The following is a 24,678-nucleotide window of genomic DNA, read 5'->3' on the forward strand; positions in this document are numbered from 1 at the left end:
TTCGTTTAACGTTTATGAGCGGAAGCGTCGGCCTCCGCAGCGGCATCGGGGAACAAGGTCAACACCTGTTTCGACCGTCCGTGTTGCAACACCACTTGGTTCTTGCCGATCTTGACCAGCACCGCACCGTTGAGCTTGTCGCCCTTGCGCAAGGTCTGGCCGTCGATCACCGCCACCTCGCGCCCGCGCGAGCCGATCAGCACTGACTGCAATTGCGGCCCGCTGCTGGCGACGGGCGCCGCGACGGCCCCCGGCGCCAGCAGGCGCGATTCGGGCGGCGGCTGGGTCGGATCGGCCAAGGTCTGCGCCAACCCCGGCAGCGCCGCCAGCGCCAGCGCCAGCGCCGACAGCATGCCGGCCAGGCAAGCGCGTCGCAAGGCGCCGCTCATAGTTTCATCCATTTCTGATCCAGACTGAGCGTGTACAGCGTTAAGGTCAGGCGCGAATTCGGATACTCCTGCGCGTCCAGGCTGGCTTTGCCCCAGAACAGCTGGACCGGCAACGCTTCCAGCGCCGCCATGTAGCCGACCATGTCAAGGTAACTACCCTGCAAGACGATCTCCACGCCGTGCCGGTACAGCAGTTCGCGCGGCTTGGGCGCGGCCGCCACCGGCGCCGGTGTGGGCGTTGATGGCGGCGGCTGCGTCGACAGCGCCGACAGCGTCTGCAAATTCGCCGGCATTGCAGCGCCTGCGCCAGCGGCAGCCGGCGCGGGCGGCGGCGCGAAGGTCTCGCTCATGCCCGTCACCGGCAAGGTCCTCATCGCCATCAGGCGCAATTTGCCACGGCCGCTGAGCAGGTTTTCCAGCAACGGCGCGATCTTCTCCGGCGCCACCAGTCCTTTTTGCACCGCCAGCAAAGCGGTGCCGATCCGATCGATCTCGGCGCGCGCCGCCTGCAGCTGCGCGCGCGACTGCGCGTCCGGATCGATGGTGAAGCCTTGCGCCTTGGCCGTGATTTCCATGTCGATGCCGGCGATCTGGTTTTGCTGCTGCTTGATCTGCGCCAGCAGCACCTTTTGCTTGGCCAGCATCGGCTCGACCGCCATCGTGTAGAGCAGGAACAAGATCGCCGCCGTCACGGCCACGAACACCATCGCCCGCTCGCGCAGCGTCATCGCGTCCAGCTTGGTGCTGAGCTTGATCCATTGCTGTTGCAGTTGCTGCTTCATTGTTCGGTCCTCGCCACCGCCGTCGACTGCAGGCTGAATTGCACAAACGGCGCCGGGGTCGCCGCCGGCGCGGCGGCCAACGCGGGCGCGGCGGCCGGCGTGGCACCGGCGGGCGGCGCGGCGGCCGGCAGCGGTTGCGATTGCTGTTGCGGCTGCACTTCAGGCCGCGAGATATCCAGGGTGGCGAAACTCTTGCCGCGCATGACAGGTTCCGACTTCAGGCGCGAGATGTAGGCCGGGATCAGCGTCGGCTGCATGGCCCGGCCTTGCAAGCCGATATCGTTGCCGGCGCCGACGATGGACGCGCCCGTCAGCCACAGCCCGTTGACGTTCTGCCGCGAAAAAGCGCGGAAATATTCGGCGTAACCGGCCGCGTTGCCCAGCGTGCCGTCGCGCAGCACCGATTCGACCTGGCGCAGCGACCTCAGCTCCACCTCGGCCTGCGCCAGGTCGCTCGCCACGGTCGCGCTCTTCTGACGCGGCGCGAACTGCTTGTTGGCCTCGGCCAGGCGACGCTCGCGGTCGGCCAGCATAATCTTGCCGGCTTCTGCGGAACGCTCCAGGTCCGCCACGCGCTGACCCGCGTACCAGGTCAGCAGCAGCGCGCCGGCGACGATCACGCCCAGCGCCTCGGCCATCGGCAAGGCCGTGAACACCTTCTTCTGCTTGAGGAAGATCGGGTTGAACAGATTGATCTGCTGGCTCACAGCACCACCTCCTCGTGCCGCAGGGCCGCGCCCAACGTCAGGAAGAAACGCTGCTGCTGCTCGACGTCCAGCAACGCCGGCGCCTTGCTCAGGTCGAACACGTCCTCCAGCCCCATCGCCTCGACCGGCATGTACAGATTAGCCGCCAGATACTCGTGCAAGCCCGGCGCGCCGGTCGGCGCCAGCAGCAGCTTGATCACGTTGACATAGTTGAACTGGCGGTCGAAATGGTCCAGCGAGCGCTGCAACTCCAGCGTGATCTTGTCGAAACAGGTCTGCTGCTTGTCGGTGTCCGGCTCCAGCAACTGCTGCAAGGTGACGTCGATGCGGCGCGACAGATACAGCTCGCCGTTGTAGGTGATCGTCAGCAGGCCGCCGTCGGCGTCGAACGACAGCATCGCCAGGCCGCGCCCCTCGGTCTCCAGCAGTGCCGAGATATTACGCTGCGCCATCTCCGGGATGTCGATCACGTTCAGGTCGATCTTGGCCTCGGCGAACAGGCCCTGGCGCGACTGGATCAGCGCGTTGCGCGCGGCGATCGCGAACATCGAATGCGCGCGCGACGGCGCGTTTGGATCGACCGGGATATCGAGCACGTCGATGGTGGCGTCGTCGACGTGGAAATCGAGCATATCCTTCAAGCGCCAGCGCACCGCCGTTTTCAGTTCGTCCTGCGGCACGTTGGGCGCGTCGACGGTCAGCATCTGGTATTCGCCGCCGCTGAGCATGGTGCCGAAGCTGAAGTTGGCGGCCTTCAAATCCTTGTGCACGCGTTCGAGCGACTCGGCCGACAGGCCGGCGCTGGATGGATAAAACGACGACAGCTCGACCACCGCCTTGGCGTCGCGCACGCGCCGCACGCGGCCAGCGCAAACGCCGTCACGCTGGAACGTGACGGTCAGCCAACCATCCTTTTTTTTGCTTCGTTTGAAAAATCCCATACCAGCAACCTAAATGATTACCAGCACACGAGGTTTACGCGCTAGTTGGTTGATTATATTCAAGTTACACCGTTTGTTTGCTACAAATTAATAGTAATGCCATAAAAATACACACATTGTCACGTGGCTTGTTTCTTTATAGCTGCGCGTCGATTACGCGCTGCACGTAATCAGGTCCGGGCGCGACAGAGTTCGGGCAGCCGTCGGGCCCGGGCTGATTGCACGCGGTGGCGGTGATCTTGATGCCGCCCGCGGTCGGGTCGGCCTGTCCAACGTTCCCGTAACCGTCCGCCGGCTGGGTGCAAGTCACCGTCACGGTGAATGCCGACAAACTCTGGGCCGGCAAGGCAAACGTATGCCCATTCGCCTGCGCTCGCGGACAGCCCAGCGGATTGGCCGTACCGCTCCGCAGGTGGACGAACAGCGCCCACTCGATGCCGGCCCGCGCGGCCTGATACGCGCGCGCGCCCTGCTCGTCCTGCGTAGCGGCGCTTTGCTGCGAGGTCGTCAGCGACACCACGGCCACGGCCAGTCCCGACAGCACCACCAGCAGGAAAATGGCCGTCACCAGCGCGACCCCGCTTGATCTGCGTATCATCCGCACCTTCATGGAATATTGTCCAGGTGGATTTGATGGGTCAGCGTGACGGTTTCGATGGCATTGCCGCCATCCGGATTGGGACGGCCCAAGGACAGATTCAAGCCCACGAGCGCGCTCTGCTGGTTGGCCGCGCTGCCGATACTGAAGTCGCAATCGACCACGTTGCTTGCCATCAAAATGCCAGCCGAGGCATTCGGAAACGTCGGGGTGGCGGAGAAATCGACGACGGACCGGGTCAACGTGCCCTTGCCGTCCGCCGAACCCTGGCAACGGAAAATCACCGGCCGCGTCACCACCTGGAAACGCTGGCCGGGCGAGGTATTCGCCAGTCTTTTGTCGGAAGCCGGCGCGGCGACCCATGCGGCGAAAGGATTGATGTTATTTCCCCGCGCGGCGCCAATGGCGTAGCTTTCGAAGGAAATCGTTCGATTGCCATTGTTCGCTCCCGTGATCAGCGCCAGGTTGCCGCGCGCGTAAGCGTCGGCGTCGGTAAAACCGGGGCCGAGGTTATAGATGACGATGAAGTTATCTAAATTAGTCGCGCCGGCGGGTGATATCGTCACCGTCGGCATCGAGCCGATGACGTTGAACGGCTGTGCGTTAGGCGCCGTAAAGCTCAACGGCGTGCCCTTCGCGGGATCGGCATTGTCCTCCACCGCCAGATACTTGCCGCCGCTGGTGGTCGGAATGAACTCCAACCACCACACATTGCCCGGGCTACCCGTCAGGCGCACACTGTTGGGCAGTGCCGTGCGCAGTTCGCGCGCCATGCGGCGCAACGCTAGATCGGCCGCGTCGCTCAGTTCCGCCCGGGCTGCGGCGTCGGTATAGTTTTGCACGGGCCGACGGATGAACAGCACCATGGTCCCGGCCAGGATGCCGGTGACGACCATGACCACGACCGCCTCCACCAGCGTGAAGCCGCGCTGGTGGAGGGTCGAATTTCGTTGATGTCGGGGCCGGAATCTCATGGTCGGTCAATCGTTTGGCGCGTAGCGCGTGCGGTAACCGTCCAACCGGATAAAATCGTTGGCGCCGTTGCCGTATCGGGTTATCACCGTGATCTGCAAGGCTTCAAGATTGTTGACGGAGGACTGTATCGGCAGGGCCGCCGGCCCCAGCTGATTGGAGGCGCCGAGCAGACTCAACGCCACCGTCGTGGTGATACCGTCCAGCGGTTGGTTGCCCATTGTTTTCAGGTTCCTGTCCTGGCCTAGCGCGCGGCCGTTGACGTCGCGGTCCACGCCGTTCACCGCAAAGGTGGGTTGCGCGGTGTCGAAGTCGGTGGCGTAATCGGCCACATTGGCGTACGGGCGCGTCATGCTACCCGCCCGGGGGCCAACCTTAACCTGGGCGCCACAGTCCGACTGCTTCTTTGCATCCAACTCCTTGTCGTCGCCGGGTACGCAGAATGTGAAGCGTGCCAGCTGGACCTCCTCCATGTATGCTTCAGCGATCAGCATCGCCTGCTTGCGGCGCAGCGGATCGGCGCTGGACTTGGTCCCGAGGTTGAGCACGCCGATGATGCCGGCGGCGGCCACGCCCATGATCACCATGAACATCACCAGTTCGATGATGGTGAGGCCGCGTTGGCGTTTAATGGACATAACCGGTCTCGTTCTCCACCTTGAACTGGTAGACGCTGGCGCCGCTGGTGAAGGTCAACGTCAACGGCGCGGCGAAGCTCGGACGGCCCATGCGGTCGAAAGAAAATACATTGCCGGGAGCGACACCTGTCACCACCACACCAGCGGGCGTGCCTTCGCACAGCCAGTTGGCGACGTAATTGTTATTCAGGGTGCAGGCGGCGCGGGTGGCCGCGCTGCCGCTGTTGCCGCCGCCGGGCGCGAAAGCCAGTTCGGCGGTGGACGCGCAGTTGGGGGTGAAACAAACCGCAAAGCTGGCCGGCGTGGCGCGCACGAAAACGAGCCGGTTCTGCGCAATGGCGAGCTTTTGGGCGTAGCGGATCACGGACTTGGCCTGATCGGAATAGGCGCGACCGGTGAACGTATCGTTATCAAAAAACCGTGCCGTTCCGATCGCGCCGAGGATGCCTATGACCACTATCACGGTCACCAGCTCGACCATGGTAAAGCCGGCGACCAGCGTACGGGTGGTAGCGCCAGCGGGGCATCTCGGATCGAAATGGCGAGCCAAAGCTACCCCGAATGTGGACGAATGCCGCTTATTGGCAGTTCGCCGCAGTGGCGTTATTGGTTATCACTGGTGGAGTGTTCGCGGCAGTCGATTGCTCATATCTCAACCAGCAGTTCAGGCCGCTTGTCGTATTCGCTACGCTGTTGGGTTGCACTAAAAAACTATTGGCCAGACCAAGTGGCTTGTTAGCAGTAGCCGCAACAGCGCCATATGTGATCGTGTAGTCGGCGGCGGTCAGTCCCGCGGCCGCCGCAGTGTTAGCACTAGCGTCGGGGTAACCGTTAACCAGGGTGACGTTGACGCCTTCCATCGGCAAGACGTTATTATTGATCAACGCTGAAGCAGCCAGAAACTGCCCGCGCGCCATCGCCACAGTGGAAGACAGTGAACCGCGCACCGCGCTCAGGGAAGCCGCGCGCGCATCGGCGCCCAGGCTGGAAAACCGCGGCAACGCCGTCGCCGCCAGAATACCGAGAATCACGATCACGACGATCAGCTCGATCAGCGTGAAGCCCGCCTGGGCTGGTTTACGGAATGCGCTCATCGCTGCCTTGTTCATTTGCACTTCTCCAAATCGTCCAATAAGTTGAAAAAAGACGACGCGGGTCGCGTCAGCCTTTCACTTGCTCAAAGGCCACACCGAGGGGTTCGGGTGCGCCTGACGGCTTGGCGGGGCTATGGGGCAAGCGAAGTAATTTTACCTTGAATTTCAAACGTTTCGTTGAGGCATCTAAAAAAGCGCTGCTGAAATTTAACAAATAAATCACCGATTTATCACTTCGATCAAAGCACCAGTTTCCCGCGCCGACCTCGGCGTCGCTTGGGGAAAAGTACTCGCCGGCGTAATTGGGCGGCTTATCTTTCAGCCAATCAAACGGATTTTGTTCGGCCAAAATCGTTAAATCTATCGTTCCACTCGGCAATTTCCCTTGCGCGACCTTAATTGCTAAGGCGGCCCGCACGTTCGCCACCGTCATGCGCACCGCCGCCGCCTCCGCCTCGCCTTGATAATGGCGTATCCGGTCCAGCAAAACCGTGGTCAAAATACCCACGACCACGACGGCCACGGCGAATTCCAGCAAACTGGCGCCACGTTGTTTCTGCGTCACAAAGGTTGGTAAAAAAATCAACAAGTGCCTCGTTTTCCGGCATCACTTATGCAAGGCGGCCTTGCCCAGGTCCCAGATCGGCAGGAAGATGCCCAGCGCCAGCACCAATACCATGATGCCCAGGAACACGATCAGGATCGGTTCGATCTGCGCCGACAGCGTCTTGAGCTCGTAATCGACCTCGCGTTCATACATCTGCGCGATCTCGTCCATCAAATCGTCGATCGACCCGCTCTCCTCGCCCACCGCGATCATTTGCAGCACCACCGGCGTGAACACGCCCGCCGCCGCCGCCGTACGCAGGATGCTGTCGCCGCGCTCGACGCCGTCGCGCATCTGCTCGACGCGCGCGCACAAATAGGCGTTGTCCACCGTCTGCGACACCACCGTCAACCCTTGCACGATCGGCACCCCGCTGCGGTTCGACAGCGCGAAGCTGCGGGCAAAACGCGCCATTGTGGCCTTGAGGATGATCTTGCCGGCGACCGGAATCTTCAGCTTGAACTTATCCCACTGATACAAGCCGCGCTGCGTGGCGATCCAGGCGCGGAAGCCCCACACGCCGGCGACGGCGGCCACCGCCATCATCGGCCAGTAACGCACGGTGAAGTTGGAGGTGCCGATCAGCACCCGCGTCATCAAAGGCAACTCGGCGTTCAGCGACTTGAACACGCCGACAAACGCCGGGATGACGAACATATTAACGATCACCATCGCGATGACCATGGCCAGGATGACAAAACTCGGATAGCGGGTCGCCGTCTTGACGCGCTCGCGCATGTCGCGGTCGAACTCCAGGTGGTCGAACAATCGCAGGAACACTTCCTCCAGCCGGCCGGTCATCTCGCCCACCCGCACCATCGACAGGTAGAACGGCGAAAACACCTCCGGATGGCGGCGCATCGCGGCCGACAACTCGCGGCCCGAGTCGAGCGACTCGCGCAAATCCTTGATGACCTTGCCGAACGACTTGCTCACCGACGACTCCTGCAAGCCGGCCAGGCCGCGCATGATCGGCACGCCGGACTTGAGCAGGGTGTACAGCTGGCGGCTGAACAGTTGCACGTCCATCGACGTGACCTTCTTCTCCAGCAGCCGCGACAGCCAGCTCTCGCCATGGGTGGCGACGGCTTTTTGCGTGACGGTGATCTCGATCGGCGTCACGCCGGTATTGAACAGCTGGTCGGCGACGGCGCCGCTGTCGGGGCCCTCCAGCACGCCCTGCATCAGTTCGCCGCGCGCGTTGCGGGCCTTGTAGGCGAAGAACGGCACGTCAATCCTCGGTCTGGTTACTGATGCGCATCGCTTCCGACACCGTCGTGCGGCCCTGCACCACCAGCTGCACCGCGTGCCGGCGCAAGGTCTCGCCGGCCATCTGCGTCGCCGCCACCTTCAGGAAGTGGGCCGGATCGGGATCGTTGGCCGCGTCGACCACGGCCCGCGTCATCTCCAGCAGCTCGTAGACGCCGGTGCGGCCGCGATACCCCATGCCGTTGCAATGCGAGCAACCCTTGCCGTGGAAATAGCGCGCCTTGTCGACCTTGTCGTTCAATTCCATGCTCAGCCACTCGCGCTCGGTCGGGGTCGGCTCGTACGGCGTGGTGCAGCTCTCGCAGATCATGCGCACCAGCCGCTGCGCCAGCACCGCCTGCAGCGAACTGCCGACCATGTAGCGCGGCACGCCCATGTCCATCAGGCGCAGCGGCGTGCTCATGGCGTCGTTGGTGTGCAAGGTCGACAACACCAGGTGGCCGGTCATGGCGGCGCGCAGGCCGATCTGCGCGGTTTCCTGGTCGCGCATCTCGCCGACCAGCACGATGTCCGGGTCCTGCCGCAGCGCCGAGCGCAGCACGCGCGCGAAGTTCAGGTCGATCTTGTCGTTGACCTGCACCTGGTTGATGCCGGCCAGCCGGTATTCGACCGGGTCCTCGACGGTGATGAGCTTTTTCTCGACCGAATTGAGTTCGGACAGCGCGCAGTACAAGGTGGTGGTCTTGCCGCTACCGGTCGGTCCGGTCACCAGCACCAGGCCGTTCGGCCGCTGGATGATGGCGCGGAACTTTTCCACCAGCGCGCGCGGCATGCCGATGGCGTCGAGCCGCAGCTGGGCGCCGCCCTGGCTCAGCAGACGCATGACGACCGACTCGCCGTACTGGGTCGGCATGGTCGAGATACGCACGTCGATGCGCTGGTTGCGCACCCGCACGGCGAAGCGGCCGTCCTGCGGCAGGCGCTTTTCGGAGATGTCCAGGTCGGACATCAGCTTCAGGCGCAGCGCCAGCGACGGTGCGATCTTGATATCGGTTTCGGTCTGCAGGTGCAGCACGCCGTCGATGCGGAAACGGATTTGCAGCCGGCCTTCCTGCGGTTCGATGTGGATGTCGGAGGCGCGCACCTGGGCGGCGTCGTCGAACACCGACTGCAGCAGCTTGACGATGGGCGCCTCTTCCAGATGCGGATTGGCGGCCGCCAGCGCGCCGAAGTCGACCGAGACGTCGCCCAGATCCTGCTCCAGCTCGCGCGCCAGATCGGAGATGTCCTCGGTGCGGCGGTAGATGCGGTCGATGACGGCCAGCACCTCGGTCTCGTTGACGACGGCCAGTTCGATGTTCTGTTTGACGATGCGGGCGATCTCGTCGTACGCGAACAGGTCGGTCGGGTCCGACATGCCCACCAGCAGCACGCCGCGCCGGTCTTCGAGCACCAGCGCGCGGAAGCGGCGCGCCTGGGTCTCCGGCAGCATGCGGACGATTTCGGGATTGACGTTGAAGAACTTCAAGTTCAAGTAGGGGATGTTGAGCTGGCGCGCCAGCGCGCCGGCGATCTGTTCCTCGGTGACGTAGCCGTTCTCGATGAACACGCGGCCGAGTTTGCGGCCGCTGCGCTTTTGCTCGGTCAGCGCCAGGCCCAGCTGTTCTTCCGACAGCAGCTTTTGCTGCACCAGAATTTCCCCCAGCCTGACTTTCTCCGGCCTTGCCATACTTGCTCCCTAGTTCCCAAAAACCAATTTGACCCGTTCAACCCGCACCCCGGCGACGTGGGGTCGGACCCCACGGGGTCCGACCCCGGGGTGGCTTGGGGGTCCGGGCTGATCATAATGCCTCACGACAACTTGCGGCCATTCTAGAGCAGATTACCCCAGTTACCCAGCGCCCCGCTCGCCTATCTGCACCGGATGTCGCTTTCTTCGCACGAATACGCTACAGTGGCGGTTCGTTTCCTGTGGCCACTATTCCCTTTCATGACCGTACCCGCCCTGCGCTTGCAGCAAGTCGTTCAACGCTACGGCCAGACCAGCGTGCTGCGCGGCGTGGATCTCGCGCTCAACGCGGGCGAATGCTTCGGCCTGGTGGGCGTCAACGGCGCCGGCAAGACCAGCCTGATTAAATGCGTGCTCGATTTCTGCGCGCTCGACGGCGGCAGCATCGACATCTTCGGCCAGCCGCACCGGCGCCCCGCCAGCCGCCAGCCGCTGGGCTTCCTGCCGGAACGCTTCACGCCACCCTACTACCTGACCGGCGCCGACTTCATCCGCTACCTGCTGACCCTGCAAGGCATGCGCTACGACGCCAACGCCGTCGCCGCGATGATGGCCGCGCTGGACCTGGACCCGGACGCGCTCAAGCGCACCGTGCGCGGCTACTCCAAGGGCATGACGCAAAAGCTGGGGCTGGCCGCCTGCCTGCTGGCGCGCAAGCGCCTGTATATATTGGACGAGCCGATGAGCGGTCTCGACCCCAAAGCGCGCGCGTTATTAAAAGAACAACTGCGCGGCCTGCACCGGGCCGGCGCCACGCTGTTCCTGACCTCGCACGCGCTGGCCGACGTCGACGAGCTGTGCGACCGCATGGCCATCCTGCACGACGGCCAAATCCGCTTCGCCGGCACGCCTGCCGCATGCCGCGCCCGCTACGGCGCGGACAGCCTGGAACAGGCGTTCCTGGCCTGCATCGCGTGAGCGCCATGTACCACGCCCACTTCCAGCTGCGCGAATCGCCGTTCGGCATCACGCCGAATCCCGCCTTTTTCTATTCCGGCAACACGCGCGGCGAGATCCTCGAGGCGTTGCTGTACGCGGTCTGCCACGGCGAAGGCATCATCAAGGTGACCGGCGAAGTCGGCGCCGGCAAGACCATGCTGTGCCGCATGCTGGAGAGCCAGCTGCCGCCGCATATCGAGGTCATCTACCTGGTCAATCCGAACCTCAATCCGGTCGAAGTCCAGTTCGCCATCGCCGCCGAGCTGGGCCTGCCCACGCGCGGCTACCGCGTCGACGAGGTGCAGCGCGCCCTGCATGCGCACCTGATCGAGCGCCACGGCCAGGGCCAGCAAGTCGTGCTGCTGGTCGAGGAGGCGCAGGCGATGCCGCTCGAGACCCTGGAGGCGATCCGGCTGCTGACCAACCTGGAAACGGCGCGCAGCAAGCTGCTGCAGATCGTGCTGTTCGGCCAGCCGGAGCTGGACCAGCACCTGGAACTGGCCAGCATGCGCCAGCTGCGCGAACGCATCACCCACAGCTTCCACGTGCCGGCCATGGAGCCGGCGCTGGTGGGCGAGTTCCTCGACTTCCGCCTGCGCGCGGCCGGCCACGACGGTCCGGCCGTGTTCAGCCCGGCCGCCGCCAGATTGATCGGCGAAAGCGCCGAGGGCATCGTCCGCCGCATCAACATCCTGGCCGACAAGGCGCTGCTGGCCGCCTTCGCCGACGACGCCGTCGTGGTCGACAAGCGCCACGTGCGGGCGGCGATCAAGGAATCGCCGTTCGGCCGGAGTTTGTTAAATCGCCGGCCGCGCGCTTTCTTTTTGCGCACTGTTGCAATCGGGTGTTTGCTGGGGCTTTTAATTGGAGCAATATGCTTGAGCGTCCTTGCGGTGACGGCAAATTTGTAAGATCATGCTAGCTATATTGCATTTGCACAACATCCTGCGTTCCCCCTGGGCCGGAAGAAACAATGAATAAACTAGCCTTGACCATCGTCCCCGTGGCGTGCAGTGTGTTACTCGGCGCCTGCGCCACCCGCACGCTGCCGCCCTCGCCTGCGCACATCAGCGAAGCGCCACGCCCGGCCGGATCGATACCCGAACCGGTGCGGCAAAGCGCGGTGCTGCCGCCGCCCAAGCCGACCGCCAAGGTCGAGACCTACAGCGTCACCGTGCACAAGGTGCCGGTGCAGTCGCTGCTGTTCGCGCTGGCGCGCGACGCCGGCCTGAACGTGGACGTCCACCCCAGCATCGAGGGCATGGTCACGCTCAACGCGCTGGACCAGACGCTGCCCCAGCTGCTGAGCCGCATCCAGCGCCAGGTCGACATGCGTTATGAAATCAACAACGGCACCTTGTCGGTGCTGCCGGACACGCCCGAGTGGCGCAATTACAAGATCGACTACGTCAACATCGCGCGCAGCACCAGCAGCAGCGTCAACATCGCGACGCAGATCTCGACCACGGGCGGCGGCGGCGGTTCCAGCGCCTCCAATCCGGTCGGCGCGACCGCTTCGGCCGGCGGCACCGGCGGCAATACCCAGGCGTCCAACAACAACAGCGCGACCAGCAACGGCAGCAACAACTCGACGACCGTGGTCAACAACCGGTCGGACAATAATTTCTGGTACACGCTGGAAAAGAACATCCGCGACATGCTGCGCAACTCCAACCTGAGCGACAACCCGGTCGATCCGCTGGCCGGGGTGCAACAAAATTCGCCGCAAACCCCGCAGCAGAACGCGCAGGGCGGCCAGCAGCAGGCGCCGGCCGCGTTCGACACCGGCGCCTTCGGCCAATCGCGCACCAATAACACCCGCCCCAACTCGGTCATCGTCAACGCCGAGGGCGGCCTGATCGCCGTGCGCGCCACCAGCCGCCAGCACGAGAAAATCCGCGAGTTCGTCGATATCGTGCTGGGCGCGGCCAAGCGCCAGGTGTTGATCGAGGCGACCGTGATCGAGGTCCGCCTCAACAACAATTATCAGCAAGGCATCAACTGGTCGACCTTGTCGCGCTCCGGCCGGCTCGGGATCAGCCAGGGCCAGGTGGGCAGCGTCGCCCTGCCGAGCGGGGTCAATCCCAACAACGGCCCCGGCATTTTCCTGCTGAAGTACAACAACCCGGTCACCGGCCTGGGCAACATCGCCGCGACCATCGAGCTGCTGGAGTCGTTCGGCAAGGTCAAAGTGCTGTCGAGCCCGAAAATCAGCGTGATGAACAACCAGACCGCGCTGCTCAAGGTGGTCGACAACAACGTGTTCTTCTCGATCAAGGTCACGCCGGCCGTGCTGGGCATCAACGGCACGCCGACCTCGCCGGCCACCTACGAGTCGAAGCTGGAGACCGTGCCGGTCGGCTTCGTCATGAGCGTGACGCCGCAAATTTCCGACAACGACGACGTCACCGTCAACGTGCGCCCGACCATCACCCGCATCGTCGGCACCGTCGAGGACCCGAATCCGGCGCTGGCCACCGCCGGCGTCCACAGCAGCGTGCCGGTGATCCAGGCGCGCGAGCTCGAATCGCTGATGAAGATCCCGAGCGGCCAGATCGCCGTCATGGGCGGCCTGATGCAGGACTCGGTCGACAACGCCAAGGATTCCATTCCACTGCTGGGCAGCGTGCCGGTGATCGGCGACCTGTTCTCCTACCGTAACGAGAAAAGCACCAAGACCGAGCTGGTGATCTTCATGCGCCCGATCGTGGTCAAGGACGCCAGCGTCAACGGCGACTACAAGGATTACCGCTATCTGCTGCCGGGCGAAAAGCCGGATAACGAACCCTACCCGGTCCCGCAAGCGCCGCCTGCCCCCACCACCAACGGGAACGGATCATGAGCTTACTGATGCAGGCGCTGAAGAAGGCCGAGCGCGCCAAACAAAGCTCGGCGGTGGAAGACGAGGCGGACAAGCCGTCGGAGGAATTCGACGCGGTGCTGGCGCTGACGCCCGAACCGGCGCCAGCCGCCACCCCGCCCGCCAAGCGCGAACTCAGCCTCGACCTCGAGCCGATGGCCGAATTCAGCCTGGAACCGCTGGCGCCCGAAGCGCCGGCCGCCAGCCTGACGCCGCGCCCGTCGCCCAGCCCGTTGCCGCCGCCCAGCGACCATCTCGGCCCCGGGCTGACGTTCGACCTGACGCCCGATCCGTCCGCGCCGGTGGCGCCGGCACCGGCTCCACGTCCGAGCGCACAACCGCAGCCGCCAATGGCGGCCACGGCCACGGCCGCTGAGCATAGCCAAAACACTTACGGCGCCGCCAAGCCAACGGCCGGCCCGAAAAACTCGGCCTCGGCAAAGCCACAAGCCAACGACAAGGCGGCCGGCAAGCCGCGCGGCGCCGCCCGCGCCCGCGCCGCCGCCGCGTCCACCAGCGAGCCGGTCGGCATGGATCCGGAACGCCTGCGCCTGATCGGCCTGCTCGCCATCCTGACGCTGATCGTGCTCGGCTTTGGTTATTATTACTGGCAAGCGGTGATGGCGCCGGGCGCCGGCTCGCGCCTGCCGCCGGTGCCGATGCCGCCGCCGGGCGCCACCGGCGCCACGCCGGTGCAGGTGATCGGCGCGGCCCCGGGCACGCCGGGCGCCGCCCCGGGCCAGCCGGGCGCCGCCAACCCGGGCGGCTTCGCCGATCCGATGGCGGCCGATCCGAGCGGCAGCGCGATGCTGGCGCCGTCCGTCAACCGTGGCGGCCGCGACGACCTGGAACGCCGCCTGGCCCGCACCGAGCAGGAACTGGCCGCCGCCCAGCAAGCCATCCAAAGCCAGCTCAGCGCCCCGCGCGCCGAGCGGCTGCCGGCGGTCGCCGCGCCCGACAACAACGCCGAGATCCGCGTCGCCCGCGCCGTGCAGCCGGCCAAGATCGCGCCGGCGGTGGAAACCGCCTATCGATCGTTCACCAACGGCGACCTGCCGGCCGCGCAGCGGCAATACGAGACCGCGCTGCGCCAGGAACCGAACAACCGCGACGCGCTGCTCGGCATGGCCATGGTGCACACGCGCCAGAACCAGGGTGCGCAAGCGGCCTCGTATTACCTGCGCATGCTGGAGCTCGATCCCAACGATTCGGCCGCCGTCGCCGGCCTGGTCGGCATGCGCTCGGGCGACACCGCCCAAAGCGAGGGCCGCCTCAAGGCCATCCTGAATACCAATCCCGAGGCCGGTCCGGCGCTGTTCGCGCTGGGCAACCTGTACGCGCAGCAGAACCGCTGGTCCGAGGCCCAGCAAACCTTCTTCCGCGCCTACACCGCCGCGCCCGACAATCCGGACTACGCCTACAACCTGGCCATCGGCCTGGACCGCCTGAACCAGGGCCGCCTGGCGCTGACCTATTACCAGCGCGCGCTGGTGCTGTCGCAGGACAAGCCGGCCGCGTTCGACCGCAACGCCTTGCGCATCCGCATGCACGAGCTGGGCACGCCGGCGGCGCAATAAGAACACCACCAACCACTATCGATGGCAGAACAAGCAAAACTCCCGCTCGGCAAACTGCTGATCCAGAAAGGCGTCATCAGCGAAGACCAGCTGCGCATCGCGCTGATCGAGCAAAAACGCAGCAACGAGCCGTTGGGGAAACTGTTGATCACGCTGGGCTTCGTCACCGAGGCCACGGTGCGCATGGCGCTGTCGGAAAACCTGAACCAGCAAAGCGCCGACCTGACCAGCCTGGTCGTGGACGCCATCGCGCTCAAGCTGATCCCCAAGGAGGTGGCCAAGCGCTACCGCGTGTTCCCGATCGTCTACGAGCGCCAGACCGACAACCTGATCCTGGCCATGTCCGACACCAGCAACATCGTCGCGCTCGACCAGATCAGCGCGATGCTGGTCAAGGGCATCACCATCAGCCCGCTGCTGGTCAATGAATCGGACATCCAGCGCGCCATCGACCAGTATTACGGCTTCGAGCTGTCGATCGACGGCATCCTGCACGAGATCGAAACGGGCGAGGTCAACTACGCCAGCCTGGGCACCACCTCCGACGAGTACAGCCAGCCGATGGTGCGCCTGATGGACGCCATCCTGGCCGACGCCGTGCAAAACAGCGCCTCCGACATCCACTTCGAGCCGGAGCAATCGTTCCTGCGCATCCGCTACCGCATCGACGGCATCCTGCGGCAAATCCGCAGCCTGCACAAATCGTACTGGCCGGCGATGGCGGTGCGCCTCAAAGTGATGTCGAACATGAACATCGCCGAGACGCGCGCGCCGCAGGACGGGCGCATCTCGATCAAGTTCTCGGGCCGGCAGATCGACTTCCGCGCCTCGGCCCAGCCGACCACGCACGGCGAGAACTTCGTGCTGCGCGTGCTCGACCGGCAAAAGGGCCTGGTGCCGCTCGACGGCCTGGGCCTGGGCGAGGCCGAACTCAGCCTGCTCAAGTTGATGATCGCCCGCCCCGACGGCGTGATCCTGGTGACCGGGCCGACCGGCTCGGGCAAGACCACCACCCTGTATTCGATCCTGAACCACATCAACACCGAGAGCGTCAACATCATGACCTTGGAGGACCCGGTCGAGTACCCGATGAGCATGATCCGCCAAACCTCGGTCAACGAATCGGCCAAGATGGGCTTTGCCGAGGGCATCCGCTCGATGATGCGGCAAGACCCGGACATCATCTTGGTCGGCGAGATCCGCGACAAGGAAACCGCCGAGATGGCCTTCTCGGCGGCGATGACGGGCCACCAGGTGTATTCGACCCTGCACACCAACTCGGCGATCGGCGCCATCCCGCGCCTGCTCGACATCGGCGTCGTGCCCGACATCATGGCCGGCAACATCATCGGCATCATCGCCCAGCGCCTGGTGCGCAAACTGTGCACCGCTTGCCGCGAGCCGCACCTCGCCGACGACGTCGAGCGCCGCCTGCTGGGCCTGCCGGAGACGGCCGGACCGCAAACCTTGTACCGCGCGGTCGGCTGCGACCATTGCGCGCACCAGGGCTACAAGGGCCGCATCGCCATCATCGAACTGCTGAAGATGACGCCGGCGCTCGACGAGATGGTGGCGCGCCGCGCCTCGTCGCGCGAGCTGAAGACGGCGGCGGCCAACAGCGGCTTCCACAGCCTGATCGACGACGGCGTGCGCCGCGTGCTCGAGGGCGTCACCACCTTGGAGGAAGTCGGCCGCGTGGTGGACTTGACCGAAAGGCTGGTCGACTGATGCCCCAATACTACTACCGCGCGATGGACGCCGGCGGCCAGATCTCGCCGGGTAACATGGACGCCGCCAACGAGCCGGACCTGGAGCTGCGCCTGCACCGCATGGGCCTGGACCTGATCGATTGCCGCGTCTCGCGCGCCAAGGTGGTGGCGTTGAAGCGCGTCATCACGCGCCGCGACCTGATCAACTTTTGCTTCCACATGGAGCAGCTGACCGGCGCCGGCGTGCCCATCCTCGAAGGCTTGAACGACCTGCGCGAGAGCATCGACCACCCGCGCTTCCGCGAGATGATCACCGGCCTGATCGAGAACATCGAGGGCGGCCAGCAACTGTCGGCCGCGCTGGCCGCCTATCCGGAGGTGTTCGACCTGACCTTCACCAGCCTGATCACCGCCGGCGAGCAGAGCGGCAAGCTGGCCGAGGTCTTCAAGAACCTGTCGGAAAGCCTGAAGTGGCAGGACGAGCTGGCCTCGCAGACCAAGAAGATCGTCATGTACCCGGCCGCCGTCGGCGTGTTCGTCACCGCCGTCACCTTCTTCCTGATGATCTACCTGGTGCCGCAGCTGACCTCGTTCGTCAAGAACATGGGCAACACCCTGCCGCTGCACACCAAGGCGCTCATTTTCGTCTCCAACATTTTCATCAATTACTGGTACGTGCTGGTGGCCGTGCCGCTGGTCGCCTTCTTCGTCGGCCGCGCCTGGCTTGCGCGCAGCGAACAGGCGCGCTACGCGGCCGACGGCTTCAAGCTGCGCATCTGGATGATCGGCCCGGTGCTGCACAAGATCATCCTGGCCCGCTTCGCCACCTTCTTCGCCATGATGTACGCGTCCGGCATCACCATCCTCGAATGCATCCGCCTGTCCGAGGGCATCGTCGGCAACCGCGTCATCGCCGCCGGCCTGCGCCGCGCGGCCCAGCTGATCTCCGAGGGCCAGGGCATCACGGCGGCGTTCCAGAACACCGGCATCTTCCCGCCGCTGGTGATCCGCATGCTCAAGGTCGGCGAAACCACCGGCGCGCTCGACGGCGCGCTGCGCAACGTCAGCTACTTCTACAACCGCGAAGTCAAGGAGATGATCGAGAAGGTGCAGGCGATGATAGAACCGGCCATGACGGTGATCCTCGGCGTGATGGTCGGCTGGATCATGCTGTCGGTGATGGGCCCGATTTACGACACGATCAGCAAGATCAGGACTTGAGGCTGCCGTGACGAGCAAACACCTACTCTATCTCAGCAGCGAACAACTGCACGCCTATTGCTGGCGCGGCGCGCGCCTGACCGGCGGCACCGTCTTCAACAACGACCGCGCCGGCGTCGACGCCTTCATGGACTATATCGACCAGGGCCAGCACGCGCCGGTCTACCTGCTGGCCGACCTGATCGAGGAGGACTTCCAGCGCGTGCAGGTGCCGCACGTGGGCGGCCGCGCCGGCGCCAAGCTGATGCAGCGGCGCCTGCTGCAGCAATACCGCGAAACGCCGTTCCGCCACCACGAGGTGCAGGGCCGCGAGGCGCTGGGGCGGCGCGACGACATCGTGCTGCTGTCGGCGCTGACCAATCCGTCGTCGGTGCAGCCGTGGGCCGAGGCGCTGGAACAACTGAAGATCCCGCTGGCCGGCCTGTACTCGACCACCTTGCTGAGCGAGGCGCTGGTGCGCAAGCTGGCCTTGCGCGACGAGCACCTGCTGCTGGTGACGCAGCAGTCGGCCGGCTGGCGCCAGAGCTATTTCCAGAACGGCCAGCTGAAGTTCTCGCGGCTGACGCCCGCCATCGACCGCGACGGCGACGCCGTCGACATCGGCGTCGAGACCGGCAAGACCCAGCAATTCCTCACCAGCGTGCGGCTGATGGCGCGCGGCAACGTGCTGGAGACGGCCGTCATCGCGCCGGCCGCCGCCATTCCGGCGCTCGAGGCCCAGTGCGAGGAAGGCGCCGAGACGGCGTTCCGCTTCATCACGCTGGAGGGCGTGACCGCGCGGCTCGGCGTCAAGCCCGGCGACGGCGCGGCGGCCGGGCTGGCCGGGCGCCTGACCGACCCGCTGCTGCTGTCGTTCCTGGCGCGCACGCGCCCGCCCAGCCACTACACGCTGGGGCCGCTGCAACGCTACTTCAAGCTGTGGAACGCGCGCGTCAACCTGTACCGCTTCAGCGCGATGCTGGCGGCCGGCTGCGTGGCGCTGGCCGGGATCAACCTGTGGCAATCGCAGCAGGCCAAGGCCGACGCCGCCCGGCTGGCCGCGGAGGCCGCTTCGTACGACCAGCGCTACAGCGCCGTCATGGCCGCCATGCCGCCGCGCGTGACCACCACCGCCAATATGCGGGCCGCCGTCAACGTCGAGCGCATGCTGGTGACCCAGGGGCCGGGGCCGCTGCAACTGGTGGCCATCGTCAGCGAGGCGCTCGAGCAATCGCCGCAGATCCGGCTGCTGCAGCTGGACTGGAAGGTCAACCTGCCGGCGACCCAGGTGGGCCCCGACGCGGGTTCACAGCCGGCAGCGGCCGGCATGGGCGGCGCCGGCCAGGTGGCGCCGATGTCGTCGCTGCTGGCCGGCATCCCGGGACGGCCGCCGCAGGCGCTGCTGCTGGAGGCGGAGATCATGGCCGACCAGGACGACTACCGCAACGCCGTCAACACGATGAATCTGTTCGCGCAGCAGCTGGCCAGCCATCCGCGCCTGACGGTGGAGGTCGACAAACCGCCGCTCGACACCCGCTCGTCCGTCAAGCTCAACGGCAAGGCCGGCGCGCAGGCGGTCGAGACGCGCGCCAAATTCTCCCTGAACCTGGTGTGGAAGCCATGAGCACGAACCCCGTCACCGGCAAGAAGAAGGCCGCCGCCAGCGTCGCGTTGCCGTACTGGATCAGCGAATTCGGGCTGATACGCACGGCCGTGCTGACCGCCGTCGCCGCTGTTACGATCGGCATGACGGCCGTGCTGGTCACCGGCTGGGGCCAGCAGGACGCCGACCAGGAGCTTCAACGCGTGCAGCGGGTGCGCGATACCGCCTATTCGCGCTACGCCCACGTCGACAACGAGAAGCGCGATATCCGCAACTTCCAGCAGCGCTATATCGAGTTGCGCGAGCGCGGTTTGATCGGCGAGGAAAAGCGCCTGGAATGGGTCGACGCGATCCGCCAGACGCAGGAGCAGCGCCAGTTGCTGCCGCTGAGCTATGAGATCGATCCGCAGCAGCCGGTGCGGCTGGAGTCGGCGCTCGACCTGGGCGAATATCAGTTGCAGGGCAGCCGCATGCGGCTGCACATGGAGTTGTTGCACGAGATGGATTTGTTTGATTTTCTGGCGGATTTGCATGAACGCAGTTTTTTCGCGGTGCAGGATTGTTCGATCAAGCGGCTCGGGGTGGCGGCTGGGGCGGCGGCCGGGCCGACCTTGGGCGCCGATTGCACGCTGAACTGGATTACGATGGCGCCGGCGCCCAAGCCGACTCCGGTCGTCGAGCGTAAGAAGGGCAAAGCATGAACGCCATGAAAATGTATGATCATGTCTGTGATCACGTAGGGCGGATTAGGCGGAACGCCGTAATCCGCCAATGCATGAGTCGCTGGCGACCCATACATGGCGGATTACGCTGCGCTAATCCGCCCTACGTGTCTCCGTGGTGCGCGGTGTTCGCGGGCCTCTTTTTGTTGACCGTATGTGACGCGGCCGGCGCCCAGCCGACCTTGGGCCGCTTGTTCAACACGCCGGCCGAACGCGTGGCGCTCGACGCCAACCGCGGCAAGGTCGCCGCCGCCGCCAACGCGGCGCCCGTCGCCCTGCCGTCACAGGCCGATTTTCGCCCGCTCGGCGTGCCCGGCAACATGCCGCCGCCGACGGTGTCGGACGCCATGATGCCGCCCGGCATGGCGGCCGACGCGCCGCCAGCCCCGCCGCCCGCGCCCGAGCAACTCGAAATGAACGGCGTGGTCCGCAGCAGCAGCGGCCGCAGCACCGTGTGGCTCAACAACGTGCCGCAGAGCGGGCCGCAGAACAAGTTTAGCAACCGCAACAGCAAGGCGCTGACCGTCACCCTGCCGTCCGGCAAGAAGGTGTTGCTGCGGCCCGGCCAGCGCTACGACCTGGCCGATGGCCGCGTCAAGGACATCAATGAACCGTGAGCGCCCTTCGCACGCGCGCCGGCGTCCGGCCCCGCTGCGGCGCCAGCGCGGCGCCGCCCTGCTGCTGTTGCTGGTGGTGCTGGGCCTGGGCGCGTCGTCGCTGCTGATGAACCTGTTCAGCCCACCGTCCGGCGAGCTGCGCCCGCAGGCGCTGACGCGCGCCTCGCTGGCCGAGGCCCGCGAGGCCTTGCTCGGTTACGCCATCCTGCACCGGCGCCTGCCGCGCCCGGCGCTGTCGGCCACCGACGGCCGCGAAAACCCGCGCCCCTGCGCCAGCGACGCCGACTGCACCGGCTTTTTGCCGTGGATTACGCTGGGCGTGGTGCCGGGCGACGGCTGGAACAAGCTGCTGCGCTACAGCGTGTCGCGCGATTTTGCCAACGGCAACCTCGACCAGCCGGTCGAGGCCGATAAAACCGTGTTCGACCGGGGCGACGACGGCACCGTGTTCTACCGGGTCGGCTCGGCCAACTGCCGCGTCGACGACCGCTGCGCGCCGGCGGTCATTTTTTCCAGCGGCAAGCACCTGGGCGTCAGCCTGGCCGGCATCCCGCAGGCCGGCGCCGTCACCGACAACCTCGACGAGCAGGCCAACGAGGCGGCCGTGCGCGAGTTCATGGCGCGCGCCGCCACCGGCGAGCCGCGCGCCGTCGGCGGCAGCTTCAGCAACGTGGTCAGCTGGGTGCCGCTGCCGCTGATACGCGGCCGCGTGCGCGCCACCGCGCCCAAGCCCTGACCCGTCCACCCGTTCCGACCACTATGATGCCACCCTCCCCCATGCGTCCACGCCGCCGGCAAGCCGGCTTCACCATCGTCGAAATCGCCATCGTGCTGCTGGTTGTCGGCCTGATGATCGGCGGCCTGGTGGCGCCGCTGTCGTCGCAGCTCGAGCAGCGCCGCGTCGGCGAGACGGTGCGCGCGATGGACGAGGCAAAGGAGGCGCTGATCGGCTTCGCGCTGCGCAACGGCTACCTGCCCTGCCCGGCCATCTCGGCCGCCGACGGCCGCGAGGACCGCAACGGCAGCGCCTGCAACAAGCGCTTCGGCTACCTGCCGTGGGCGGCGCTGGGCGTGGGCCGGCTCGACGGCTGGGGCCGGGTGCTGGCGTACAGCGTCACCCCCGCGTTCGCCGACAGCGCGGCCTTCTTCACGCTCTCGACCAAGCGCGACATCACCATCGCCACGCGCGGCGTCGACGGCGAACTGGCGCCGTCGACCAACAACGACGATATCCCGGCCGCCATCCTGTCGTTCGGGCGCAACGGCTACGGCGGCACCAGCGACCAGAACACCCGCATCCTCGACGCCGGCAGCAACAACGTCGACGAGAAAACCAATCTGCAAAGCGGCGGCGTGGCGCTGGTCAGCCGTCCGGCCAGCACCGATCCGCGCGCCGCCGGCGGCGAGTTCGACGACATCGTCGCCTGGATCTCGCCCAACATCCTGTACAACCGCATGGTGGCGGCGCAGAAGCTGCCGTGACGCCGACACCTTGATCCCACCGTGACCCTGGCCGCCCTCACCATCGCCCGCTACACCCTGCTCGAAGCGCTGCGCAATCGGCTGCTGTGGCTGCTGCTGGCCATGGCGCTGGGCGCCGTCGCCGTCAGCGGCTTCCTCAACGCGCTGGCGCTGACCGAAAGCCGCCAGCTGCAGGCGGCGCTGCTGGGCGCGGTGCTGCGGCTGGCCGCGGTGTTCCTGATCGCCACCTTCGTCGTCACCAGCATGGTGCGCGAAGCCAACGACAAGGGCCTGGAACTGCTGATGGCGCTGCCGCTGCCGCGCGCCGTCTATCTGCTGGGCAAGCTGGCCGGCTTCGCCGCGCTGGCCGTGCTGCCGGCGCTGCTGTTCGGCGCGCTGGCGCTGTTTTTCGCGCCGCCGGCGCAGGCCGCGCTGTGGGCCGTGTCGCTGCTGTGCGAATGCTGGATCGTCGCCGCCTTCAGCCTGCTGTGCATGCTGACCTTCAGCCAGGTGCTGCCGGCGCTGGCCGCCGCCGTCGCCTTTTATGTACTGGCGCGCACGATCGGCACCTTGCAACTGCTGGGCCACGGCGCCACCGCCACGACCGCCTCCGGCCCCGGCCAGCACGCGCTGGCGACCGGCATCGACGCGCTGGCGCTGCTGCTGCCGCACCTGGACCGTTTCACCCGTGCCGACTGGCTGGTGTACCACGACGGCGGCGCCGCCGACCTGCTGGCCATCGCCGCCCAGACCGCGATCTACGTGGCGCTGATGGCCGCCGCCGGCTTGTTCGACCTGTACCGCAAGCAGATATGAGCCCGCGCGCGCCCGTCAAGCCACTAAGCGCCGTGCCGCGCGCGGTGCTCGCGCTGCTGGCCGCCGCGCTGGCGGCGCAAGTGCTGTGGCAGGCCGGCGCGCCGGCGCCGCGCGCGCGCGCAAGCGCGCTGCCGCCGGCGCCGTCGCTGGCGGCGCTGCGGCTGGCCGCGCTGGGCGAGCCGGTGGCGCTGTCGAAGGCCGCCATGCTGTACGTGCAGGGCTTCGACGAGCAGGCCGGCGTCAGCATCGCCTGGCGCGAGCTCGACTACGGCAAGGTGGCGCTGTGGCTGCGGCGCGTGCTGGAGCTCGATCCGCGCGGGCAATATCCGTTGCTGGCCGCCAGCGAGGTGTACGGCGCGGTCAGCGATCCGGCGCGCGCCCGCCTCATGCTCGAGTTCGTCCACGAGCGGTTCCTGGAAGACCCGGACCGGCGCTGGCCGTGGCTGGCGCACGCGGCGCTGGTGGCGCGCCACCGGCTGCACGACCTGCCGCTGGCGCGCCGCTATGCGCGCGACATCCGGCTGCGCGCGACCGGCCCCAAGGTGCCGGCGTGGGCGCGCGAACTGGAAGTGTTCATGCTGGAAGATATGAACGAGCTCGACGCCGCGCGGACGCTGATCGGCGGCCTGCTGCGCGACGGCCTGATCACCGATCCGCACGAGCTGCAGTTTTTGTCGGAGCGGCTCGACCGCTTGCACCAATCAAGCGAACCCAGGCAACAGGACGGCGGTCCCAAGCCATAAACCTTGCTGTAATATAGCGCCCATCATCTAGCTGCAATGAAGAAAGGAATTCCCATGCGTGCGACCCCTACGCGGCAACGCGGTTTTACCCTGGTTGAAATCGCCATCGTGCTGGTCATCATCGGCCTGCTGCTGGGCGGCGTGCTGAAGGGCCAGGGCTTGATCGACAGCGCCCGCGTCAAGAATATCATCCAGCAATCGACGTCGCTGACGGCGGCCGTCAACGCCTACCAGGACAAGTTCCGCGCGCTGCCCGGCGACGACGTGCAAGGCACCACCCACGCGCCGGGCGCCACCGGCAACGGCAACGGCGACGGCCAGATCGCCGAATACCAGCTGGCGCCGCAACACCTGGCGCTGTCGGGCTTCATCACCGGCTCGTTCAACGGCACCACCGACTTCATGACCAGCGCCCAGGGCGGCGCCGTGTACATCTACAACGACGTGGTGGGCGGGCGCGGCGGCAACGGCGTGCGGCTCGACAACCTGCCCGATTCGTTCGCCGAGCAGGTCGACAGCAAGCTCGACGACGGCAAGTTCAACACCGGCTCGGTGCGCGCGACCGCGCCGTACACCAACAACGGCAGCGTGATCCAGCGCACCGCCTTGTTCTTTTGATCGCTGGCGGCGCGTGGCGGATTCTCCGCTAATCCGCCCTACGCGCCTCCGGGGCGGATCAGGCCGGATGCGCGTGATATTCGCATG

Annotated in this window: 26 protein-coding genes; 14 read left to right on the top strand and 12 right to left on the bottom strand. The window is 66.0% G+C overall.

Annotation, left to right across the window (positions count from 1 at the left end; all coding sequences use genetic code 11):
• Nucleotides 1–5: 5 nt before the first annotated feature.
• The 12 genes from JOD97_RS12285 to JOD97_RS12340 form a co-directional block, all read right to left on the bottom strand.
• Nucleotides 6–401 (bottom strand): MSHA biogenesis protein MshK, encoded by a 396-nt coding sequence (locus JOD97_RS12285; protein WP_229264413.1) that lies wholly within the window; start codon nt 399–401, stop codon nt 6–8.
• Nucleotides 386–1,171: a hypothetical protein gene (locus JOD97_RS12290; RefSeq protein WP_209717745.1), complete on the bottom strand. Its 786-nt coding sequence runs from the start codon at nt 1,169–1,171 to the stop codon at nt 386–388. Before JOD97_RS12290 ends, JOD97_RS12285 begins: the two co-directional genes overlap by 16 nt.
• Nucleotides 1,168–1,878: an MSHA biogenesis protein MshI gene (locus JOD97_RS12295; protein WP_209717746.1), complete on the bottom strand. Its 711-nt coding sequence runs from the start codon at nt 1,876–1,878 to the stop codon at nt 1,168–1,170. The genes JOD97_RS12290 and JOD97_RS12295 overlap by 4 nt, the downstream gene beginning before the upstream one ends.
• Nucleotides 1,875–2,819, bottom strand: coding sequence for a type IV pilus biogenesis protein PilM (gene pilM / locus JOD97_RS12300; RefSeq protein ID WP_209717747.1), 945 nt, complete (start codon nt 2,817–2,819; stop codon nt 1,875–1,877). Before pilM ends, JOD97_RS12295 begins: the two co-directional genes overlap by 4 nt.
• A 136-nt stretch (nt 2,820–2,955) precedes the next feature.
• The gene (locus JOD97_RS12305; RefSeq protein ID WP_229264414.1) at nt 2,956–3,417 is read right to left on the bottom strand and encodes a pilus assembly PilX N-terminal domain-containing protein; all 462 of its coding nucleotides are present in this window, start codon (nt 3,415–3,417) and stop codon (nt 2,956–2,958) included.
• 8 nt (nt 3,418–3,425) lie between these two features.
• Nucleotides 3,426–4,391: a prepilin-type N-terminal cleavage/methylation domain-containing protein gene (locus JOD97_RS12310; protein ID WP_229264415.1), complete on the bottom strand. Its 966-nt coding sequence runs from the start codon at nt 4,389–4,391 to the stop codon at nt 3,426–3,428.
• A 6-nt stretch (nt 4,392–4,397) separates the two neighbouring features.
• Nucleotides 4,398–5,027 carry a prepilin-type N-terminal cleavage/methylation domain-containing protein gene (locus tag JOD97_RS12315; RefSeq protein WP_209717750.1) on the bottom strand — a complete coding sequence of 210 codons (630 nt, stop codon included), beginning with the start codon at nt 5,025–5,027 and terminating at the stop codon, nt 4,398–4,400.
• Nucleotides 5,017–5,577: a Tfp pilus assembly protein FimT/FimU gene (locus tag JOD97_RS12320; protein ID WP_255585312.1), complete on the bottom strand. Its 561-nt coding sequence runs from the start codon at nt 5,575–5,577 to the stop codon at nt 5,017–5,019. The genes JOD97_RS12315 and JOD97_RS12320 overlap by 11 nt, the downstream gene beginning before the upstream one ends.
• Nucleotides 5,578–5,605: 28 nt before the next feature.
• Nucleotides 5,606–6,136, bottom strand: a complete 531-nt coding sequence (locus JOD97_RS33115; protein ID WP_304511216.1) for a Tfp pilus assembly protein FimT/FimU — start codon at nt 6,134–6,136, stop codon at nt 5,606–5,608.
• 52 nt (nt 6,137–6,188) lie between these two features.
• Nucleotides 6,189–6,710 carry a type II secretion system protein gene (locus tag JOD97_RS12330; protein ID WP_209717753.1) on the bottom strand — a complete coding sequence of 174 codons (522 nt, stop codon included), beginning with the start codon at nt 6,708–6,710 and terminating at the stop codon, nt 6,189–6,191.
• An 18-nt stretch (nt 6,711–6,728) separates the two neighbouring features.
• Nucleotides 6,729–7,958 (bottom strand): type II secretion system F family protein, encoded by a 1,230-nt coding sequence (locus tag JOD97_RS12335; protein ID WP_209717755.1) that lies wholly within the window; start codon nt 7,956–7,958, stop codon nt 6,729–6,731.
• A gap of 1 nt (nt 7,959) precedes the next feature.
• Complete coding sequence (locus JOD97_RS12340; protein WP_209717758.1) at nt 7,960–9,666, bottom strand: GspE/PulE family protein; 1,707 nt, start codon at nt 9,664–9,666, stop codon at nt 7,960–7,962.
• 261 nt (nt 9,667–9,927) lie between these two features.
• Here JOD97_RS12340 and JOD97_RS12345 point away from each other — a divergent pair, with 261 nt between their 5' ends.
• The 14 genes from JOD97_RS12345 (at nt 9,928) to JOD97_RS12410 (ending at nt 24,591) form a co-directional block, all read left to right on the top strand.
• The gene (locus JOD97_RS12345) at nt 9,928–10,644 is read left to right on the top strand and encodes an ABC transporter ATP-binding protein (protein ID WP_209717760.1); all 717 of its coding nucleotides are present in this window, start codon (nt 9,928–9,930) and stop codon (nt 10,642–10,644) included.
• Nucleotides 10,645–10,649: 5 nt separating this feature from the next.
• A complete protein-coding gene (locus tag JOD97_RS12350) occupies nt 10,650–11,576 on the top strand; it encodes an ExeA family protein (RefSeq protein ID WP_209720310.1) in 927 nt (308 codons plus the stop codon).
• Nucleotides 11,577–11,638: 62 nt separating this feature from the next.
• Nucleotides 11,639–13,507, top strand: coding sequence for a pilus (MSHA type) biogenesis protein MshL (gene mshL / locus JOD97_RS12355; protein WP_209717762.1), 1,869 nt, complete (start codon nt 11,639–11,641; stop codon nt 13,505–13,507).
• A complete protein-coding gene (locus tag JOD97_RS12360; RefSeq protein ID WP_229264416.1) occupies nt 13,504–15,102 on the top strand; it encodes a lipopolysaccharide assembly protein LapB in 1,599 nt (532 codons plus the stop codon). Before mshL ends, JOD97_RS12360 begins: the two co-directional genes overlap by 4 nt.
• 21 nt (nt 15,103–15,123) lie before the next feature.
• Nucleotides 15,124–16,830: a GspE/PulE family protein gene (locus JOD97_RS12365; RefSeq protein WP_209717764.1), complete on the top strand. Its 1,707-nt coding sequence runs from the start codon at nt 15,124–15,126 to the stop codon at nt 16,828–16,830.
• On the top strand, nt 16,830–18,032 hold the full coding sequence (locus tag JOD97_RS12370; RefSeq protein ID WP_209717766.1) for a type II secretion system F family protein: 1,203 nt from the start codon (nt 16,830–16,832) through the stop codon (nt 18,030–18,032). The genes JOD97_RS12365 and JOD97_RS12370 overlap by 1 nt, the downstream gene beginning before the upstream one ends.
• Before the next feature lie 7 nt (nt 18,033–18,039).
• Nucleotides 18,040–19,635: a hypothetical protein gene (locus JOD97_RS12375; protein ID WP_209717769.1), complete on the top strand. Its 1,596-nt coding sequence runs from the start codon at nt 18,040–18,042 to the stop codon at nt 19,633–19,635.
• A complete protein-coding gene (locus tag JOD97_RS12380) occupies nt 19,632–20,315 on the top strand; it encodes a hypothetical protein (protein ID WP_209717771.1) in 684 nt (227 codons plus the stop codon). The genes JOD97_RS12375 and JOD97_RS12380 overlap by 4 nt, the downstream gene beginning before the upstream one ends.
• 164 nt (nt 20,316–20,479) lie before the next feature.
• The gene (locus JOD97_RS12385) at nt 20,480–20,953 is read left to right on the top strand and encodes a hypothetical protein (protein WP_209717774.1); all 474 of its coding nucleotides are present in this window, start codon (nt 20,480–20,482) and stop codon (nt 20,951–20,953) included.
• On the top strand, nt 20,943–21,689 hold the full coding sequence (locus JOD97_RS12390) for a hypothetical protein (protein WP_209717777.1): 747 nt from the start codon (nt 20,943–20,945) through the stop codon (nt 21,687–21,689). The genes JOD97_RS12385 and JOD97_RS12390 overlap by 11 nt, the downstream gene beginning before the upstream one ends.
• 41 nt (nt 21,690–21,730) lie before the next feature.
• Nucleotides 21,731–22,435: a type II secretion system protein gene (locus tag JOD97_RS12395; RefSeq protein ID WP_229264417.1), complete on the top strand. Its 705-nt coding sequence runs from the start codon at nt 21,731–21,733 to the stop codon at nt 22,433–22,435.
• Between the two features lie 21 nt (nt 22,436–22,456).
• Nucleotides 22,457–23,230 (top strand): ABC transporter permease, encoded by a 774-nt coding sequence (locus tag JOD97_RS12400; protein WP_209717780.1) that lies wholly within the window; start codon nt 22,457–22,459, stop codon nt 23,228–23,230.
• Nucleotides 23,227–23,973 (top strand): hypothetical protein, encoded by a 747-nt coding sequence (locus JOD97_RS12405; protein WP_209717783.1) that lies wholly within the window; start codon nt 23,227–23,229, stop codon nt 23,971–23,973. The genes JOD97_RS12400 and JOD97_RS12405 overlap by 4 nt, the downstream gene beginning before the upstream one ends.
• Nucleotides 23,974–24,027: 54 nt before the next feature.
• Complete coding sequence (locus tag JOD97_RS12410) at nt 24,028–24,591, top strand: prepilin-type N-terminal cleavage/methylation domain-containing protein (RefSeq protein ID WP_209717786.1); 564 nt, start codon at nt 24,028–24,030, stop codon at nt 24,589–24,591.
• Nucleotides 24,592–24,678: the final 87 nt, after the last annotated feature.

Origin of the sequence: Duganella sp. 1411, assembly GCF_017833525.1 — a bacterium.
Classification (GTDB): domain Bacteria; phylum Pseudomonadota; class Gammaproteobacteria; order Burkholderiales; family Burkholderiaceae_D; genus Rugamonas.

What these genes read in the sequence shown, in the direction of transcription:
- mshL (WP_209717762.1), top strand. Translation starts at nt 11,639, where the DNA reads ATGAATAAACTAGCCTTGACCATCGTCCCCGTGGCGTGCAGTGTGTTA.
- JOD97_RS12310 (WP_229264415.1), bottom strand. Translation starts at nt 4,391, where the DNA reads ATGAGATTCCGGCCCCGACATCAACGAAATTCGACCCTCCACCAGCGC.
- JOD97_RS12365 (WP_209717764.1), top strand. Translation starts at nt 15,124, where the DNA reads ATGGCAGAACAAGCAAAACTCCCGCTCGGCAAACTGCTGATCCAGAAA.
- JOD97_RS33115 (WP_304511216.1), bottom strand. Translation starts at nt 6,136, where the DNA reads ATGAACAAGGCAGCGATGAGCGCATTCCGTAAACCAGCCCAGGCGGGC.
- JOD97_RS12350 (WP_209720310.1), top strand. Translation starts at nt 10,650, where the DNA reads ATGTACCACGCCCACTTCCAGCTGCGCGAATCGCCGTTCGGCATCACG.
- JOD97_RS12405 (WP_209717783.1), top strand. Translation starts at nt 23,227, where the DNA reads ATGAGCCCGCGCGCGCCCGTCAAGCCACTAAGCGCCGTGCCGCGCGCG.
- pilM (WP_209717747.1), bottom strand. Translation starts at nt 2,819, where the DNA reads ATGGGATTTTTCAAACGAAGCAAAAAAAAGGATGGTTGGCTGACCGTC.
- JOD97_RS12370 (WP_209717766.1), top strand. Translation starts at nt 16,830, where the DNA reads ATGCCCCAATACTACTACCGCGCGATGGACGCCGGCGGCCAGATCTCG.
- JOD97_RS12395 (WP_229264417.1), top strand. Translation starts at nt 21,731, where the DNA reads ATGCGTCCACGCCGCCGGCAAGCCGGCTTCACCATCGTCGAAATCGCC.
- JOD97_RS12340 (WP_209717758.1), bottom strand. Translation starts at nt 9,666, where the DNA reads ATGGCAAGGCCGGAGAAAGTCAGGCTGGGGGAAATTCTGGTGCAGCAA.
- JOD97_RS12380 (WP_209717771.1), top strand. Translation starts at nt 19,632, where the DNA reads ATGAGCACGAACCCCGTCACCGGCAAGAAGAAGGCCGCCGCCAGCGTC.
- JOD97_RS12290 (WP_209717745.1), bottom strand. Translation starts at nt 1,171, where the DNA reads ATGAAGCAGCAACTGCAACAGCAATGGATCAAGCTCAGCACCAAGCTG.
- JOD97_RS12345 (WP_209717760.1), top strand. Translation starts at nt 9,928, where the DNA reads ATGACCGTACCCGCCCTGCGCTTGCAGCAAGTCGTTCAACGCTACGGC.
- JOD97_RS12315 (WP_209717750.1), bottom strand. Translation starts at nt 5,027, where the DNA reads ATGTCCATTAAACGCCAACGCGGCCTCACCATCATCGAACTGGTGATG.
- JOD97_RS12305 (WP_229264414.1), bottom strand. Translation starts at nt 3,417, where the DNA reads ATGATACGCAGATCAAGCGGGGTCGCGCTGGTGACGGCCATTTTCCTG.
- JOD97_RS12360 (WP_229264416.1), top strand. Translation starts at nt 13,504, where the DNA reads ATGAGCTTACTGATGCAGGCGCTGAAGAAGGCCGAGCGCGCCAAACAA.
- JOD97_RS12285 (WP_229264413.1), bottom strand. Translation starts at nt 401, where the DNA reads ATGGATGAAACTATGAGCGGCGCCTTGCGACGCGCTTGCCTGGCCGGC.
- JOD97_RS12410 (WP_209717786.1), top strand. Translation starts at nt 24,028, where the DNA reads ATGCGTGCGACCCCTACGCGGCAACGCGGTTTTACCCTGGTTGAAATC.
- JOD97_RS12390 (WP_209717777.1), top strand. Translation starts at nt 20,943, where the DNA reads ATGAACCGTGAGCGCCCTTCGCACGCGCGCCGGCGTCCGGCCCCGCTG.